This window comes from Vibrio sp. RE88, assembly GCF_013113835.1.
In the GTDB taxonomy this organism is placed as follows: Bacteria; Pseudomonadota; Gammaproteobacteria; order Enterobacterales; family Vibrionaceae; genus Vibrio.
Genome location: NZ_VTYQ01000004.1, coordinates 181,726 through 199,507 on the forward strand (window position 1 = coordinate 181,726; position 17,782 = coordinate 199,507).

16 protein-coding genes are annotated in these 17,782 nt (G+C 45.9%); 12 read left to right on the forward strand and 4 right to left on the reverse strand.

What is annotated here, in order from left to right:
* The first annotated feature begins 28 nt into the window (after positions 1–28).
* Together F0265_RS10910 and F0265_RS10915 are read left to right on the forward strand one after the other, a co-directional pair.
* Positions 29–304: a hypothetical protein gene (locus tag F0265_RS10910; RefSeq protein WP_155759913.1), complete on the forward strand. Its 276-nt coding sequence runs from the start codon at positions 29–31 to the stop codon at positions 302–304.
* 73 nt (positions 305–377) lie between these two features.
* Entirely contained in the window at positions 378–1,160 is a 783-nt protein-coding gene (locus F0265_RS10915) for an ABC transporter substrate-binding protein (protein ID WP_171748901.1), read from the forward strand.
* A 28-nt stretch (positions 1,161–1,188) separates the two neighbouring features.
* On the opposite strand, the gene F0265_RS10920 is transcribed toward F0265_RS10915, so the two are convergent.
* The gene (locus F0265_RS10920) at positions 1,189–1,737 is read right to left on the reverse strand and encodes a hypothetical protein (RefSeq protein WP_171748902.1); all 549 of its coding nucleotides are present in this window, start codon (positions 1,735–1,737) and stop codon (positions 1,189–1,191) included.
* A 284-nt stretch (positions 1,738–2,021) separates the two neighbouring features.
* Between F0265_RS10920 and F0265_RS10925 the strand changes: the two genes are divergently transcribed.
* Together F0265_RS10925 and F0265_RS10930 are read left to right on the forward strand one after the other, a co-directional pair.
* Positions 2,022–4,310, forward strand: coding sequence for an ATP-binding protein (locus F0265_RS10925; protein WP_171748903.1), 2,289 nt, complete (start codon positions 2,022–2,024; stop codon positions 4,308–4,310).
* A 124-nt stretch (positions 4,311–4,434) separates the two neighbouring features.
* Positions 4,435–5,784: a UDP-glucose/GDP-mannose dehydrogenase family protein gene (locus tag F0265_RS10930; RefSeq protein ID WP_171748904.1), complete on the forward strand. Its 1,350-nt coding sequence runs from the start codon at positions 4,435–4,437 to the stop codon at positions 5,782–5,784.
* Positions 5,785–5,835: 51 nt separating this feature from the next.
* Here the strand turns inward: F0265_RS10930 and F0265_RS10935 are convergent, their stop codons facing one another.
* Positions 5,836–6,297: an RDD family protein gene (locus F0265_RS10935; protein ID WP_171748905.1), complete on the reverse strand. Its 462-nt coding sequence runs from the start codon at positions 6,295–6,297 to the stop codon at positions 5,836–5,838.
* Between the two features lie 186 nt (positions 6,298–6,483).
* Entirely contained in the window at positions 6,484–6,747 is a 264-nt protein-coding gene (locus F0265_RS10940; protein WP_171748906.1) for a DUF3012 domain-containing protein, read from the reverse strand.
* Positions 6,748–7,054: 307 nt separating this feature from the next.
* Between F0265_RS10940 and rbsD the strand changes: the two genes are divergently transcribed.
* The 7 genes from rbsD to F0265_RS10975 all read left to right on the forward strand — a co-directional run bounded on the left by rbsD (position 7,055) and on the right by F0265_RS10975 (position 14,711).
* Positions 7,055–7,474: a D-ribose pyranase gene (gene rbsD / locus F0265_RS10945; protein WP_095571478.1), complete on the forward strand. Its 420-nt coding sequence runs from the start codon at positions 7,055–7,057 to the stop codon at positions 7,472–7,474.
* A 24-nt stretch (positions 7,475–7,498) separates the two neighbouring features.
* A complete protein-coding gene (gene rbsA, locus F0265_RS10950) occupies positions 7,499–9,004 on the forward strand; it encodes a ribose ABC transporter ATP-binding protein RbsA (RefSeq protein ID WP_171748907.1) in 1,506 nt (501 codons plus the stop codon).
* The gene (gene rbsC, locus F0265_RS10955; RefSeq protein ID WP_171748908.1) at positions 9,001–9,984 is read left to right on the forward strand and encodes a ribose ABC transporter permease; all 984 of its coding nucleotides are present in this window, start codon (positions 9,001–9,003) and stop codon (positions 9,982–9,984) included. Before rbsA ends, rbsC begins: the two co-directional genes overlap by 4 nt.
* A gap of 58 nt (positions 9,985–10,042) precedes the next feature.
* Complete coding sequence (gene rbsB / locus F0265_RS10960) at positions 10,043–10,921, forward strand: ribose ABC transporter substrate-binding protein RbsB (RefSeq protein ID WP_171748909.1); 879 nt, start codon at positions 10,043–10,045, stop codon at positions 10,919–10,921.
* Positions 10,922–11,057: 136 nt separating this feature from the next.
* A complete protein-coding gene (gene rbsK / locus F0265_RS10965) occupies positions 11,058–11,978 on the forward strand; it encodes a ribokinase (RefSeq protein WP_171748910.1) in 921 nt (306 codons plus the stop codon).
* A 22-nt stretch (positions 11,979–12,000) separates the two neighbouring features.
* Positions 12,001–13,005 carry a substrate-binding domain-containing protein gene (locus F0265_RS10970; RefSeq protein WP_171748911.1) on the forward strand — a complete coding sequence of 335 codons (1,005 nt, stop codon included), beginning with the start codon at positions 12,001–12,003 and terminating at the stop codon, positions 13,003–13,005.
* Between the two features lie 158 nt (positions 13,006–13,163).
* A complete protein-coding gene (locus tag F0265_RS10975) occupies positions 13,164–14,711 on the forward strand; it encodes a DUF3369 domain-containing protein (RefSeq protein ID WP_171748912.1) in 1,548 nt (515 codons plus the stop codon).
* Between the two features lie 10 nt (positions 14,712–14,721).
* Here F0265_RS10975 and F0265_RS10980 read toward each other — a convergent pair whose 3' ends face one another.
* Positions 14,722–16,656: an ATP-binding protein gene (locus tag F0265_RS10980; protein ID WP_171748913.1), complete on the reverse strand. Its 1,935-nt coding sequence runs from the start codon at positions 16,654–16,656 to the stop codon at positions 14,722–14,724.
* A gap of 128 nt (positions 16,657–16,784) precedes the next feature.
* Between F0265_RS10980 and F0265_RS10985 the strand changes: the two genes are divergently transcribed.
* Positions 16,785–17,753 carry a hypothetical protein gene (locus tag F0265_RS10985; RefSeq protein WP_171748914.1) on the forward strand — a complete coding sequence of 323 codons (969 nt, stop codon included), beginning with the start codon at positions 16,785–16,787 and terminating at the stop codon, positions 17,751–17,753.
* Positions 17,754–17,782 lie beyond the last annotated feature (29 nt).

The following is a 17,782-nucleotide window of genomic DNA, read 5'->3' on the forward strand; positions in this document are numbered from 1 at the left end:
GCATTCTTTATGAACGCCGAAGTAAGCGATGAGCAAAAAGCCCGATAGGAAGAGCGCAATGCTATCCATCATTCAGCAAGTGAAGCAAGAACTGCCTTTATACGCACCGGAGACTTTTGTTTGCGGTTCAAAGGGCAACTGTGTGGGTTGCCCCAAAAAGCTACTGGAGCTAGTTGATTCTGAACTGACCTATTGGGAGTCGGCGATGGAGCGTGGTATTGCGCCTCAATTCGATGAAATTCGTCGCTTTGGTAAGATGTGCAATGGGGTTCGTAGAGGGTTACAGCGCAATGGCTTGGTTTAAATACGCTATTTTTCTTTAGAACTCCCGTTGTGTGGGCTAACTTTATAAAGTACTCACTAACTGGGAGTTTGTCATGAAGCGAATGTATTCTCTTCTGTCACTACTCATTGCATTGTCTACCTCTTTCTCTTCGGTATCTGTGGCCGGATACTCCGATGACCTACGTGAGCTGTCATTCTTTACTGAATCTTATCCTCCTGCCAATTACATGGAAGGCGATAAAATTACAGGTTATGCCGTGGAAATCCTCCTTGCCGCAAGCAAAATGGTGGGGGAAGAAATTGATATGTCACAGGTGACTTTACAACCTTGGGCCCGCTCATACCGCACTGTGCTGACTCATGATGACTCGGTACTGTTTTCGACGACACGGTCAGATCATAGAGAAACCTTGTTTAATTGGGTTGGCCCCATAGCTGAGATACAAATCGTCGTTTTGGCGCGAAAAGATGCGGACATTACGATTGAAAGGCCAATGGACATGGCCAACTACCGTATCGGGGTCATCAGAGATGACATTGGTGAGCAAACCTTGCTGGCAATGGGGTTGCCAAGGAACTCAATGCAAGAAGCTAACTATGTGACAACGCTTGCTGAGCAGCTAATGAAAAAGCGTATCGATCTTCTTGTTTATGCCCACCGTGCGGCGTTGTGGTGGTCCAAGCAAGCTGAAGTAGATCCGGATTTGTTCGAAGCGGTTTATGTTGTAAGAGAAGGCCTGATCTATTTCGCATTCAACGTCGGGGTGAAACCTGAAGTACGAGCTAAGCTGCAAAAGGGTGTGGATATGCTGAAGAGCACCAAAGGTCAGTCAGGAAAGACCTTGTATCAGGAAATTATGGATAAATATGAGTGATAAAAAAGCAGCCATCTGGCTGCTTTTTTTAAACTTTGGCGTTCTTGACGAAATAAGGATTATCGAATTTCTTTTGTGGACCCAGCTCTGAAATTACCAGTCTGTTCCACAAGGCTCGGTCGAATTCGCCTTTTGGGATAGAAGGGTACAAGGTTTCTTCTTCTTCACGGGCGTAGCGAAGAAACTCTTTCTTCTTGATTTGGTTGTACTTACGTGCAACACGGTTGTGCTTCGAAATCCACTCCAACTTAAAGTTGTTCAACGCAGGCTCAGCTTCTTCAAGCGGCAGGCGAGTCAAATAGATCCGTTTATAAGACACTTTTCGATCAAGCATGGTGCGCATAGCAGTCTGGATGTACTTACCATGATTGGTGATCGAGATATCCTCTTTATCGAACAGCGTTACGCTCCAACCAGATGGAAAAAAGTTAGGCTTACGATATTGCTTATTACGAGTTTCAATCGCCTGATGAATGACCAGATCAGAGGTGCCGTTGAATGTCTGCTGCCATTTGGCAATACGTATCTGCGTCGCAGTCGGCAAGCGATAGATATGAGTAAACTTATCTTGGTCCATATGAATACACAAATTGCTTCTAGTTATGAGAGAGCCTATTCCAAAGGTAAGAAAACAGAGTTAGGCACTTCGAAATAGGAACAGTGGGATGAGATACGTGCCCACAACACCGACTATCTTAGTGAATTCTTAAACAGGCTGCCACACTTTATTGGTCAATTTTTGGTAAAGACCAACCACGGCTTAAATATGCGTTTTAACAATTATCACTGATATGTATCAGAGTTCGTAGTCATCGACTACGCTTACTGATAAGTAGGGAAATAATAACTCTAAAGGTAAGTATGGCTGGGACGGACTTTGTGTCTCTTCTATGGTTGCTGGTCTGCACTTGTATCGCTTTCTTCATGCAAGCTGGCTTTACCTTAGTTGAAACAGGTTGTGTTCGCGCGAAAAACTCTGTCAATGTTGCGATGAAGAACATGGCAGACTTTCTCGTGGTGTCTGTTGTGTATGTTTTCGTTGGCTTTCACTTAGCTCAGGGCAGCTCACTACTATCATTTGATACCTTCCCACTCACCAATGAACACTTGCCCGTTGTCATGTTTAATCTGATGTTTGTTGCAACCGCAGCAACCATTGTTTCAGGTTGTGTTGCCGAGAGAATGAGCTTTCGTGGTTACATTTATACGTCGGCTTTCATCGGTATTTTGACTTACCCCGTGGTGTCTTACTGGACTTGGAACCCCAATTCGTGGCTCTACATACTCGGCTTTCAGGATTTTGCTGGCGGTGCGACCGTTCACGTTGTTGGAGGCATGATTGGTTTAATCGGCACCATCATTATTGGCCCGCGTAAAGACCGCTTTATGACCCCACAACAAGTGAATGAGATCCCTTCCTATAATCACACCTTGGTTACGGTAGGGGTATTTCTAATGGTATTTGCTTGGCTAGGTTTTAATGGCGGCAGCTTCTACCAATTTGATGCCCGTGTACCCATTGTACTGTTCAATACCTTGTTATGCGGCGCCGTGTCTGGATTCGTTACCATCCTTCTTGTTCATCGATCTCAGCATGTGCCTGTCTTCGTCACTCTGAATAGTGTGCTTGGGGGGCTGGTGATAGTGACGGCTGGTGCGAATATCTTTAATACGTATGAAGTAGTCTTGCTGGGTATTCTCGCATCTTTCACCGTCTACTACGGCGAAAAAATCCTGATCTCACTCAAGATAGATGACCCGGTCGGAGCAACTCCGGTGCATTTGTTCTGTGGTGTTTTAGGCGTCATTTACACTGGCTATTCTCTGAGCCTGACGCAAAACGGGGATCTGGTGTGGGATGTGATGGTGCAAATCATTGGTATTCTGGTGATTTTGTTTTGGTCTGGCGCCAACTCCTATGCGTGTTTTCAACTGTTGAAGTATTTCCATCTCGACCGGGTATCGCTTCAGGACGAGAAGCTTGGTCTGAATGTCACAGAGCATGGCATTAAGATGAGTTGGCTAGAGACACTCAAAGTCATAGAGGAAATCAGCCGGGATGGTGATTACTCTAAGCGTGTACCTGTAGAAATCGGTACGGAAGCGGGTGATGTTGCCATTTCCTTTAATCACCTAATGGATAGGTTAGAGGCCAACATCGAAGTGCTACATCATGTCGCAAAAGGCAATCTTGATGATGTCGATATTGTTCCGAGTAGTGATAAGGACGTTATGGCGAACTCACTTCATTCGATGATCGTTAGTTTGCGCTCTCTGATTGATGAAGTGGAAGATGAAATTGAAAATCAAGCCATGCAAATTGAAACCAGTGAGCACTCGATTCAAACGCTCATCGAGAAATTTAAACGCACTCAAGATCAACTTATGGAAGCGGAGAAGATGTCTGCGCTGACTGGGATGGTTGTTGGGGTGGCACACGAGCTTAATACTCCGCTGGGTATCTCTGTTACGAGCCTCTCTGTTCTCAGTGAACAGCTTGATGAAGTGGCGAAGAAGTTTGCTGAACGTACTATCACCACTGATGACTTGAACCGTTTTCTCAACGTCGCCAATGAATGTGTTGAAATGATAGTCAACAATATCGAACGCTCGGTTGATTTAGTCAGTAAGCTTAAACAAATCAATCAGAAAATGACGACAGAAGAGCCTAAGTTGATTGCTCTTAAACCCATGCTTAATGATGCGGTTCTCCATGTTAAAGATACGCTATTGCAGAAATCGATCGAGGTTGAAATTGATTGTGAAGAGACATTGCAGGCATATTTGCCACCGATTTCGCTGCAGTGTGTGGTCGAAGAACTGCTCAACAATAGTGCACTGCATGGCTTCAATGGCGGGCAAGACGAAGAACAACGCGTGATTATGGTGAATGTGCACCAATCCAGCAATCGTATCGACATCATTGTTGAGGATAATGGCGTCGGCATTGCGCCGGAAAATCAGAAGAAAATCTTTCAGCCATTTTTTACTACCCTACGAGCAAGAGGTGGCACAGGCCTTGGTCTACATATGGTTTACAACATCTGTACACAGAAACTTGCTGGCGCGATTAATGTTCAGAGTGAGGTGAATAAAGGTACTCGCATTGCACTGTCTCTCGATACTATTGGATCTGCTGCGGCTCAATAACTCCAATCCCTATTTCTCAGTTTGATTCATATACGCCTGTAAAATTATTGCCTCAAAAACTTAAGCGGCTTGTCATTTTTCCCCGAGACACTGAGTGCTGGTGATATTAAAAGCTGGTATGACAATGAGAGTAGCAATTTTTGGAAGCGGTTATGTGGGGCTGGTACAGGCCGCAGTTTTGAGTGATGCGGGGCATAATGTGTGCTGCATCGATGTGGATGAAGAGCGCGTTGAACAATTGAAAAATGGCGTTATCCCCATTTATGAGCCAGGACTAGAAAAGCTGGTTGCCGAGAATGCTTCTGCTGGACGACTCACTTTCACGGTTAGTGCAGAGCATGAACTGGATCGGTCAGATGTTATATTTATTGCGGTTGGTACTCCTCAGGATCAAGACGGTTCTGCTGATCTCAACTACGTACTCGCGGTCGCGTCAGAAATTGGTAAGTACATTCACGAAGACAAAGTGGTGATCAATAAATCCACGGTGCCTGTGGGAACCGCTCAAGCTGTAGAGTGTGAAATTAAGCTTCAACTGGCCCGTCGAGGATTGAACTCGTTGGACGTGGCGGTGTTGTCCAACCCTGAATTTCTTAAAGAGGGCACCGCAGTTACCGACTGTACCCGCCCAGACCGAATCATTGTTGGCGTAGACAAACATCATGGGCGCTATCAGCAACTCAAAGAACTGATGCGTGAACTCTATGCGCCGTTCAATCGCAATCATGAAAAACTGATTTTTATGGATGTAAAATCAGCGGAATTAACTAAGTACGCGGCGAACAGCATGCTGGCAACTAAGATCAGCTTTATGAATGAAATGGCGAATATTGCGGAACGTGTTGGAGCAAATATTGAGGATGTGCGCAAAGGCATTGGCAGTGATGAGCGTATTGGCTATCACTTTATCTATCCTGGTTGCGGTTATGGCGGTTCATGTTTCCCCAAGGACATCCAAGCTCTGATCAAAACGTCCGAAAGTTTTGGTTACAGCAGTGACATTCTAAAGGCGGTGGAGAACGTCAACTATTATCAAAAGCGTAAATTATTCGATTTAATTCAAGAACACTTTGGTGGACAGGCGGAGCTGAAAGGCAAAACATTTGCTTTATGGGGGCTGGCATTTAAACCACGTACCGACGACATGCGTGAAGCTCCGAGTCGTGTATTAATTGAAGCGCTGTGGGAGGCGGGCGCCAACGTTCAGGCCTTTGATCCCAAAGCAATGGAAGAAGCGCAGCGTATATACGGCTCTTGTTCAAAGCTCAGTTTAATGGGGACGAAGGAAGCGGCGCTCAATCAGGCAGATGGATTGATCATCTGTACGGAATGGCAGAATTTCAAAGCGCCAGATTTCGATTTTATCAAGCAGACTTTGAAACAAGCGGTTATTTTTGATGGACGCAACTTATACGAGCCAGAGCGCTTGTCCAATCGAGGTATTCAGTACTACTCCATTGGTCGACAAGTGTAAGGATTACAAGGTCGCAATAGGGAAAGGGGCGAGCCATGCCCCTTGTCATCGTTATCCTAGAAACTCTGCTTGCTTTGCAGGCTGATTCACGACTCTGACCACGACTGTGTTGGCAATCAAATCGTGCCAGCCTTGCTTCTTGCTGTTAAAAGCTATCCAGATGAAGCCTAAACAAAGAGGAATTGCACTGACGTAATACGCAACATAACGGAGAACAGATTTTGAAAAAGTCAGCCTTTCACCTGTATCTGCGTCACGCACTTCCAGCTTAAGTGCGATTTTGCCCGGTGTGGCTGAGCGATACATCCAAAATGCGACGGTTGCGATAAGCGGGCAAACCCAGTTAAGTACGAGATCCCAACCCCCCAACAAGAAATCCTCTGAACTCCAGTAAAGCTCTCCATATACCCAGTGCATGAGTGGGGTAGTCAGCAGTAGTAGGAGGACGGTATCAATAAGTGAGGCTCCAAGGCGCACCCAGAACCCTGCGTATTCTAATGATTTTTCTTCCATTTCTTAAACCTTCTAGCCATTGTTGAACCTATTTATAGTTAGGTCTGATTGTTTTTGTAGTCATAAGTAATACAGGGAATGTATCAGAAGCTGGAAGTGAAATGACCCCTCATCGTCGAATCTAACCAAATCATGACGCAAGTTACCTAGAAGCGGATGACATTTCGCTTCTAGGTCGTTTCGCACCTACAGAATGCAATGTTTGGCGTAGCTGGTGGCTTCGTTTGCCGTCCACTCGCCTTTCGGTTTATCCGCTAGGTCCTGACACCAAGCCTCGCTACCGACCGTATTCTGAAAAACACAGTGCTTAGCAAAGTCTAGCGCTCCTTGTGCATTCCACTCGCTCTTTGGTTTATCCTGCATGTTGTCACACCATTTCTGTGTGCCGACTTCTTCTTGGCATGCGCTCAGTGCTATCATTGCAGCAAGAACGAAAACTATTCTTTTCATCGTTTCTCTCAATTTTTTGTTTGCGTCACTATACCCAAATTTGCTTCTCAAGTGTGTAATTTACGGCTTATTCGATGGCTTGTTGCATTAAGAAATGCATCAAATTTGGTGAATTGTGTCACTGTTTGGCGCTGTTAAAATCATCAATTAAGGATCCGTTTCACACTCTAAAGATGAGTGACTCGCAAAACTGATGTCAACGATTATGATTTCATCGAAACGTTTCGATGAGTTTTCTGTTAATAACGAATCCAGTACGAAATAGAAACTCAACGCAGTTTGAACGTGTAATCGATAGGTCGATGAAATGAAAAAAAGTACCCTGATAAACTCTGAACTTTCTTACCTCGTGGCGACACTAGGCCATACTGATGAAATCACGATATGTGATGCAGGCTTGCCGATTCCTGAGCAGGTGCAGCGTGTGGATCTCGCGTTGACTCATGGAGTGCCGAGCTTTCTGGAAACAGTGCGAGTGATTCTTTCAGAGTCGCAAATAGAAGGGGTGATCATCGCTGAAGAGTTTGCTTCCGTCAGTCCTGCGCATCATGAAACTCTGATTGCTGAGCTGCGTGCTGAAGAAGAGCAGACAGGAAAAACCATTTCGGTGGTCTATGTGCCACATGAAGAATTCAAAACGCGTACGCAGCAAAGCCGTGCCGTAGTAAGAACGGGTGAGTGTACACCTTACGCCAATGTAATTTTCCAAGCTGGTGTTGTGTTTTAAGCCGTTTGAGACTGAGGACCAATTATGACTCAAGCTATTCTACAACTGAGTGAAATTGAGAAAGCTTTCCCCGGCGTTAAAGCCTTGGATAAATCGAGCCTGAACGTTTATCCCGGTAAAGTGATGGCTTTGATGGGTGAAAACGGTGCGGGCAAGTCAACGTTGATGAAAGTGTTGACGGGAATCTACAGCAAAGATTCGGGTAGCATCCATTATCAAGGCCAACCAGCTGCGTTCAAAGGCCCGCGTGATTCGCAGGAAGCGGGAATCAGCATTATTCACCAAGAGCTAAACCTGATCCCTGAACTCACGATTGCAGAAAATATCTTCCTTGGCCGAGAGTTTACAGGCGCGATGGGTCGAATTCAGTGGGACAAAATGTACGCTGAAGCGGACAAATTGTTAGCAAGGCTGAACGTAAAGCACAGTGCTAAGCAACTATTAGGCGAGCTCAGCCTCGGTGAACAGCAGATGGTAGAGATTGCTAAAGCACTGTCGTTTGAGTCGAAAGTCATCATTATGGATGAGCCGACCGATGCACTGACGGATACCGAAACCGAGTCTTTGTTTGCCGTGATTCGAGAATTACGTGAGCAGGGCTGCGGCATTGTTTATATCTCTCACCGTCTGAAAGAGATTTTTGAAATCTGCGATGACATTACAGTGCTTCGTGACGGAAAGTTCATTGGCGAGTGCGCTGTAGCGTCGACTGACGAAGATGGACTGATTGAGATTATGGTTGGCCGTAAGCTGGAAGAGCAATATCCACGTATTGACGTTCAACACGGTGACACCTGCCTTGAAGTGGTTGGGTTGACAGGCTCTGGCGTTCACGACGTCAGTTTTAAACTCCAGCGCGGTGAGATACTCGGTGTCTCGGGTTTGATGGGTGCTGGTCGAACTGAATTGATGAAAGTCATCTATGGCGCTCTACCTAGTGAGCGCGGTGTAATCAATCTAAATAACAAGACGATTAATCCGGTGAGCCCACAAGATGGCCTTGCAAATGGTATTGCTTACATCTCTGAAGACCGTAAGGGTGATGGCTTAGTCTTAGGCTTGTCAGTAAAAGAGAACATGTCGCTTTGCTCTCTGGATAAGTTAACCAAAGGTGGTCGAATTCAGCATGGCGACGAAGTGGTTGCTGTCGAAGACTTTATCAAGCTTTTCAACATCAAGACTCCAACTCGCGATCAGATCATTGGCAATCTATCTGGTGGTAACCAGCAGAAGGTGGCGATAGCGAAAGGTCTGATGACTAAACCTAAGGTACTGATTCTTGACGAACCTACACGTGGTGTCGATGTCGGTGCAAAGAAAGAAATTTACCAGCTCATCAACAAATTCAAGGCCGAAGGCATGAGTATCATTCTGGTCTCTTCAGAAATGCCGGAAGTGTTGGGAATGAGCGACCGCATCATTGTGATGCACGAAGGCCGCATTAGTGGTGAGTTTGATGCCAAAGACGCCGATCAGGAGAAGTTGTTGGCGTGTGCAGTAGGCAAAGAAATAAATGAGGAAGCAGCATGAGTACTAATACCATGAGCAAACCAAATGAAGCGGGCAGCAAGAAGCTGTTCAGCAAAGAGTGGCTGATTGAACAAAAGTCTCTCATTGCACTTATCTTCCTGATTGTTGTTGTATCGTTCCTTAACCCCAACTTTTTTACGGTCGACAACATTCTTAACATTCTGCGTCAGACCTCAGTAAACGCAATTATTGCGGTAGGTATGACTTTGGTTATCTTGACCGCAGGTATTGATCTGAGTGTCGGCTCGGTTCTGGCTTTATGTGGTGCCTTTGCTGCCAGTTTGATCGCTGTGGAAGTACCAGTTTTGGTGGCGGTTCCAACGGCCTTGTTTGCTGGGGCAGCACTGGGTGCTATCAGCGGTATCATCATCGCCAAAGGCAAGGTGCAAGCGTTTATCGCGACACTGGTAACCATGACCTTGTTGCGTGGTGTCACTATGGTTTACACCGATGGTCGCCCAATTTCGACAGGTTTTACTGATACCGCTGATGCTTTCGCATGGTTTGGTACAGGTTACGCTTTGGGAATTCCGGTTCCAGTCTGGTTGATGGTCATCGTTTTCGCTGCGGCTTGGTACCTACTTAACCACACGCGCTTTGGTCGCTATGTGTATGCATTAGGCGGTAACGAATCTGCGACACGCCTATCTGGCATCAATGTTGATCGCGTTAAGATTGGTGTCTACGCCATATGTGGCCTGTTGTCGGCACTGGCTGGCATCATTATCACATCTCGTCTTTCTTCTGCTCAGCCAACCGCCGGTATGGGCTATGAGCTGGATGCCATTGCAGCCGTAGTACTCGGTGGTACTAGCTTAATGGGCGGTAAAGGTCGAATCATGGGCACATTAATCGGTGCACTCATCATCGGCTTCCTAAACAACGCTCTGAACTTGCTCGACGTTTCATCTTACTACCAGATGATTGCTAAAGCCGTAGTTATTCTGCTGGCTGTACTGGTCGACAACAAGAATAAGTAATTCAAAAAAAGGCTTGGAGGTAAGTACTCCGAGCCACCCTACACAAGGACTAAACACAATGAAAAAACTCGCAACTCTTATCTCTGCTGCACTTCTTTCATCCACCGTCTCTATTTCAGCACAGGCGCAAGATACGGTGGCTATCGTACTGTCGACGCTGAACAACCCTTTCTTCGTTACGATGAAAGATGGCGCAGAAGCAAAAGCGAAAGAGCTGGGCTACGACCTGATTGTTCTGGATTCACAAAATGACCCAAGTAAAGAGCTGTCTAACGTTGAAGACCTGACGGTACGTGGCGTAAAGGCGATTCTGATCAACCCAACAGATTCTGATGCCGTTTCAAATGCGATTCGCATGGCAAACCGCTCTGACATTCCTGTACTGACTCTAGACCGAGGTGCAAGCCGTGGTGACGTTGTAAGCCACATCGCTTCAGATAACGTAGTAGGCGGTGAAATGGCGGGTCACTTCATCATGGAAAAAGTGGGTGAAAAAGCGAAAGTTATTCAGCTAGAAGGTATTGCGGGCACGTCGGCTGCACGTGAACGTGGCGAAGGTTTCATGAACGCTGTGAAAGGCAGTAAAATGGAACTACTGGCCAGTCAGCCTGCTGATTTCGACCGCACCAAAGGCCTAAACGTAATGGAAAACCTGCTAGCTGCAAATCCAAACGTACAAGCGGTATTTGCCCAAAATGATGAAATGGCACTAGGCGCGCTGCGTGCTGTTCAAGCATCAGGCAAAGATGTGATGATCGTTGGCTTCGATGGTACTGATGATGGTATCGCTGCAGTTAACCGCGGCAAACTGGCTGCGACGGTTGCTCAGCAGCCAGATCTTATCGGTTCATTAGGTATCGAAACTGCAGACAAAGTACTGAAAGGTGAGTCTGTTGAAGAGTACATCCCAGTGCCTCTGAAAGTAATCACTAAGTAATGTGAATTTTGCCCTTCTCCCCATTTTAATCTGTCGTTTCGGGGAGGAGGGCAAATAAGCTTGCGCTTTTGCGAGAGCGCAAACTTATTACTCCCGTTCCAAATTAGTAAGGTTCAATTGAACCGAGGATAACCGTATGAATAAGTTAGTGGTATTAGGTAGTGTTAACGCTGACCATGTTCTCCAAGTGCCTTCTTTTCCTCGCCCAGGCGAGACGTTGCATGGTCGCAACTATCAAGTTATCCCAGGTGGTAAAGGGGCAAACCAAGCCGTAGCGGCGGCCCGATTAAACGCAGACACAGGATTCATCGCCTGCGTTGGTGATGATGCGTTTGGTATCAATATTCGTGAAAACTTCAAAATGGACAACATCAACATTGCTGGCGTCAAAATGCAGCCAAATTGTCCGACCGGAATTGCCATGATTCAGGTAGCTGAAAGCGGTGAGAACAGTATTTGTATCTCCGCGGAGGCGAACGCAAAGTTGACGGAAGACACGATTGAGGTTGATTTAGAGCGAATTCGTCAGGCCAACTATCTGCTTATGCAGTTGGAAACGCCGATGTGTGGCATTGAAAAAGCCGCCCAAGTTGCGAAAGCGTCGAGAACCAACGTTATCCTTAACCCAGCGCCAGCGCGCGAGTTATCGGATGAGCTGCTTGCTTGTATTGATGTGATTACACCAAATGAGACTGAAGCAGAAGTGCTTACTGGTGTGACGGTAACAGATAACGAGTCAGCACAAGAAGCAGCAAATGCGCTTCACCGTAAAGGTATTGAAATCGTATTGATTACGCTTGGGGCTAAAGGGGTATGGCTAAGTCAGAATGGACGTGGTGAACTAATCTCAGGCTTCAGAGTCGAAGCAACAGACACAACGGCCGCAGGCGATACCTTTAATGGGGCCTTGGTCACTGGTTTATTAGAAGATTTGCCTCTAGAATCTGCGATAAAGTTTGCTCACGCTGCTGCTGCCATTTCCGTCACACGTTTTGGCGCTCAGACTTCAATCCCTAGTCGAGATGAAGTCGATGCTTTTCTGGAGCAACACAATTAGTCAAATATAAGGAGATAATTACATGGCTACAATGAAAGATATTGCCCGGCTTGCCGGTGTTTCCACTTCTACTGTCAGCCATGTTATTAACAAATCTCGTTATGTGAGTGAAGAAATTTCTGAGCGGGTGAACAAAGCCGCTCAGGAACTCAACTACACGCCTTCCGCGCTCGCCCGTAGCCTCAAAATCAATCGCACCAAAACCATTGGCATGTTAGTGACGACCTCTACAAACCCCTTCTTTGGTGAAGTGGTTAAGGGGGTTGAACGCAGCTGTTACCAACAAGGCTATAACCTCATTTTGTGTAACACCGAGGGGGATAACGAACGCATGCGCGAGTCAATTAACACCTTATTGCAAAAGCGCGTAGACGGTTTGATCCTTATGTGTTCTTCTTTGGAAGGCGAGCGCATAGACGTGTTCGAGAAATATCCTGATATTCCAGTGGTTGTGATGGATTGGGGCCCGATGTTGTTTACCAGTGACAAGATTCAGGACAACTCATTGCGTGGTGGCTATATTGCCGCCAAGCATCTGATTGAATCTGGCCATAAGGATATCGGCTGTATTACCGGGCCGTTAGTGAAGCATCAAGCTCAGATGCGTTATGAAGGCTACAAACGCGCGTTAATAGAAGCAGATTTAGAGTTCAACCCAAATTGGATTATCGAGTCTGACTTCGAATGTGAAGGCGGCTATGACGCTTTTAACAAGATGCATGCGAAAGGGCCTCTGCCAAGCTCCATCTTTGTCTGTAACGATATGATGTCGATGGGCGTGATTAATGCCGCCAACGAAAAAGGTATTCGTGTACCTCAAGATTTATCGATCATCGGCTATGACGATATTCAAATCTCTAAATTTATGACTCCCTCACTGACGACCATTCATCAGCCAAAATACCGCTTGGGTAAAGCGGCGGTGGAAGCGTTGTTGAAAAAATTGGATGGTGGAGAGACGGAGCCGCAAGTTGTCCAGCTCGAACCAACGCTGATTGAGCGTAAAACGGTTCGCGCGCTTTCCTAGAACCATCGCAAGTCTTTCAGTTTCCACAGTTTTTTTAGGGCTAATTTTGAAATAAAAATTTGTGGACTAAAACTGCATATTGAGTGCCATTTACACCTTTTTCATAAGTTTGTGCTAAACCTTAAGTTAGAGAAATAGTATTAGGGGTTAGACAAGAAATGGAATTGTTTGCAGACCATCGACAGTCACAACAACCTGCTACCAATGAACGAGGTTCAGTAGAGCGGTTGGCTCCCCCATGGAAAGTACTGTTGATTGATGACGACGAACAAATGCATCAGGTCACTAAGCTGGCTCTTTCCGATTTTGAGTTCGAAGGAAGGCATCTGGAGCTGATATCCGCCCACTCTGGAGCGGAAGCGAAAGCTATATTTGAGAAATCAGATGACATCGCTCTCGCCCTTGTCGATGTGGTGATGGAAACGGAGCATGCGGGCTTAGAGCTGGTCAAATATGTTCGTGAAGAGCTAGGCAACAGCTTGGTTCGTCTTGTTTTGCGAACAGGGCAGGCGGGGCAGGCGCCAGAAGATACCGTCATTCGTGAATATGAAATCGATGACTACAAAGAAAAAACCGAGCTGACCACACAAAAGCTCAAAACCCTACTTTATTCTATGCTTCGTTCTTATCGCGACCTTTGTCTGATTGAGCAACAGAAGAAGGGGCTTAGTAAAGTAATTGAAGCATCGGCGTATGTTCAAAACACCAACACGCTTCAGACCTACGCTACTTCCGTTCTAGAACAATTGACCTCGCTGCTAAAACTTGAGCAGTCTGCTTTATATTGTATTGTCCAACCAAGGCCAAATGGCGAAGAGTCACGAGCCTTAACGCTTGCTGCGACCGGTGATTTTGTTGATTTCTACAGTGAGTGTGCTTTTGAAAAGCTGCCAGCAGAAGTGTCCGAGCGTTGTAAACGTGTCTTTGAAGCACAAGAGTCAGAGAAATTTGGTGATGCCTATGTGTTGTATACGCATGACGAGCAAGGGGTTGACTGCATTTTATATGTGAATGTTAAGCGTGAACTGACAGAATTAGACATGCAGTTGCTTGAGATCTACATGCAGAACATCGGCTTAACGTTTGAAAATCTCAGCTTGATGCTGGATATTCGCGAAACGTCTAAAGAGTTGGTGTACAACCTTGCTAATGCAGTCGAAGCGCGCAGTAAAGAGACGGGCGCTCACGTTCAGCGTGTCTCATTATTCTGTGAAAAACTCGCCCTATTGTATGGTTTAAGCGAAGCGGAGGCGTCTGTCATCAAGCACGCTTCACCGCTGCATGACGTGGGTAAGGTGGCGGTGCCTGATTCGATCCTTCACAAACCCGGCAAACTCAATGCGGAAGAGTGGGAGATCATGAAGAAACATGTCGATTATGGCGTGGATATTCTGAGTAAATCTAAGCGTCGCCTGATTACCGTTGCGAAGGAAATTGCTGGCTATCACCATGAGAAATGGGATGGTACAGGTTACCCGAATGGTTTATCTGGTTTGGACATCCCTGTGACAGGTCGTATTACCGCGTTAGCCGATGTGTTTGATGCTCTGGGGGCAAAACGCAGTTATAAAGAACCATGGAGTGACGAAGATATTATGGTTGAGTTGGTTGCCCAAAAAGGCAAGCACTTCGAACCAGAATTAGTTGAACTGCTTGTCCTACATTGGGATGAGTTTATTGAAATCCGCAATTCCCTACCAGATTAATTTTCTTGCGTTAGTTTTCATCTTCCAAAGGTAAGTTTGCCGGAAGAGTAAGCTTAAAATGTACCCCTCCACCCGGTTGAGAGTTGAATTCCAGCTCTCCTTGGAGTTTTTGTTTAACAAGGTTAAACACCAAGTTAAGCCCCAACCCTGAACCACCCAAACCGCGTTTGCTGGTATAGAAAGGCTCAAAAATCTTTTGATGCAATGAGGCATCCACGCCACTGCCGTTATCGAGGTATTCAACGATTATGGATTCATCTACTTGGTAGAAAGAGATGCTGATCTCCGCTTGGGGTTGGTGATCAAAGGCGTGGTTGATACTGTTCATCACGAGGTTTGAGACAATCTGTGTCAGCACGCCCGGTAAGCTGTTCATCAAAATAGTCCGGTCACCCGTTAATTTGGGTTCAACGGGGATCTTACGAGTTTCAGGGTGCAAACTAGCTAACAGTGCTTCCAATACTTGCATGACGTTGAATTGAGAGCGAGCTTCGGAGACTTGATCGACGGCGGTTTGTTTGAAGTCCTTCACCAGTTTTGCCGCGCGGCTGAGGTTGTGCTCAAGCATTTGGCTGCTGTCAGACATACGTTCCATCAGCTTCTCAAACTGCGTGCTGGTTAGAGTCTGGGCAGCAAAGGCGGCGTTGAGTTCGCTGGTTACGTCTCTAATTACTGAGGTCGCGGTGACCGCGATGCCTAGCGGGGTGTTCACTTCATGAGCCACACCTGCTACCAAACCACCTAAGGCTGCGAGTTTTTCTGACTCAACCAACTTGTCCTGAGTCTCTTGCAGTTGTTCCATACTTTGTTTGAGGTCGAGTGTCCTTGAAGCGACCATACGCTCAAGGTTTTGGTTAAGCTCTTCTAATTCAATCTGAGTCAGTTTCAGCTCAGTGATATTGATGGCCGTGCCTCTAAAGCCCAAGAACTGACTATTTTCATAACGCGCTTTGGCTTGGAACAAAAGATGTAGAGTGATGCTATTGATGGTGACACTTTCTTCAACTTGTGTGAAGTCATTACGCCTAGAAATGGCCTGATGCAGCCCTGTTGCGTCATGTAAATCTTCGATATCAGAGAAGCTGAGGCCATTTACCGCAGTCAGTCCTAGTGTCTCTTTCATTGGTTCCGAGCAGTAAGTGAGCTGGCCTAGATCATTGGTTTCCCATAACCAATCCGAAGAGACATGCGTAAAGTCGGCTAGGCGTTCCTGTTCGCTCTTTATATTGTTGTAGAGCAAAGTAATATTGCTGCTGATTTTATTTGCGCCTTCTCCTAGCCAATCCAGCTCGTCATTTTTTTCTGTAATCCAGCGAGTATGTTCCAAAACCAATGGAGCGCTTGGATGGCGTGGATTAAACGCTCGTAAATACTGAGCAATTTGGAACACACGACGATTTACGCTGGCATGAAAAATAAACAGCATTACTGAACAAACGAGTAGCGTTTTGAAAGCGTTGAGTAGAAGTGTGGAAATAAACTGTTGAATCAGATAGTCATAGATTTCCTGCGCGTTTGATTCAACATAAATTGAACCGATATCTTCAGTATGGCCATCCTCAGGGTCGCGGTAGGTAAGTAAATAAGTGGCTTTGACGACATTGCCTTCTACCTCTTTACCGGAGTTGAAGGTGTAGTTCCCTGAGTGAACTTCAAGGTAGTCAATTTTGGGCAGGTTGACTAATCCATCAAGTCTTTCTTGAAGAACGACTAAGTCGAAAGACCATAGAGATGAGGCCAACAAGCTGGCGTGCACGTCGCGTATCTCAATGTGTCTTTGGTCGACGTCATTAAACTCTTTCTCATAATCCCAAGATAGCTGCAACAAAGTGGTGAGCAGTGTTACCACACTACTTAATGTCACCATAAGTAGGATGATGCGACGACCAATTCGGCTATATAAAGGGTTATTGATGCTTTCTTCTACTTTTCTGCTGCGGCTCATAGGGCTCTAAAGTCGTGTTTTAACTTGAGTATAGCCTGCACTGATTAACTTTTATAACGACCTATTGATACCAAAGATAGTTTTCAATCCTAAACTAAAGTATGACTTGTGGTTTTTGAGGGGGATCTATGAGAGTACTGACGTTTTTGTTGTTACTGCATTGCAGCTTTGCTCAAGCGGAGAAAGTGCTACTTATAGAGAGCTATCATGCTGAGTATCCTTGGGATGCGAGCTACGTGAAAGGGATTGAGGAAGTATTGACCAGCTCTGCACAGTTGTATCGATTCCAAATGGACACCAAACGCTTACCTAAACAAGATTTTGAATCACGTGCCGATAAAGCATTGGCCTACTATTATGATTTGCAGCCCGACATTGTGATATTGGGGGACGATAATGCGTTGAGCTATATGTTACCAAGGTTGTATAAGGAGCCTATTTCCATTGTGTTTTTAGGTGTCAACTCCAATCCACGTTATCTGCTGTACCAATATAGGGGCGAAGCCAAGATTACTGGCGTGTTAGAGCTCCCCCTTTATATTAAAAATCTTGGTGATCTTAGCCTCATCCATCCCGAGCGACATTTTAAAGTTCGTGTGATGTTTGACTCAGGGGTGACTTCTAAAATTGCAGCTAAGCACATTCAACGGCAATACGAGATGATAAAAGATAATCTTGGTATCGAAACAGAGATATTACTGTTGTCAACTCAGAGTGAATGGGAAGCAGCGATTATGGGGGCTGAAGCTGACGACGTGGCCTTCATCATTATCGGTTTGTATCATACCTTGATTGATGAAGCGGGTGAGAGTGTGCCTTCTGAGCAAGTGCTGCAGTGGACCAATGAAAACTCGACGATTCCACTGTTTTCTTTCTGGGATTTTGCTGTTGGTGCCGGGAAGACAAGTGGTGGTGTTGTTTTATTTGGAGAAAGTCAAGGGCAACAGGCGGGCACTCTGGTCAATCGGATACTGGCTGGCGAGATAGCTGATCAAATCCCAATCGCCATTGGTGAGCAGGGCAGAGCCATTTACTCGACGGCGGAAATGCAGCGTTGGGGGTTAAAGCCACCCTCTCATTGGCAGCCTATTGATTAAAACAGATAACAAAAAGCCCCACAAGCTTG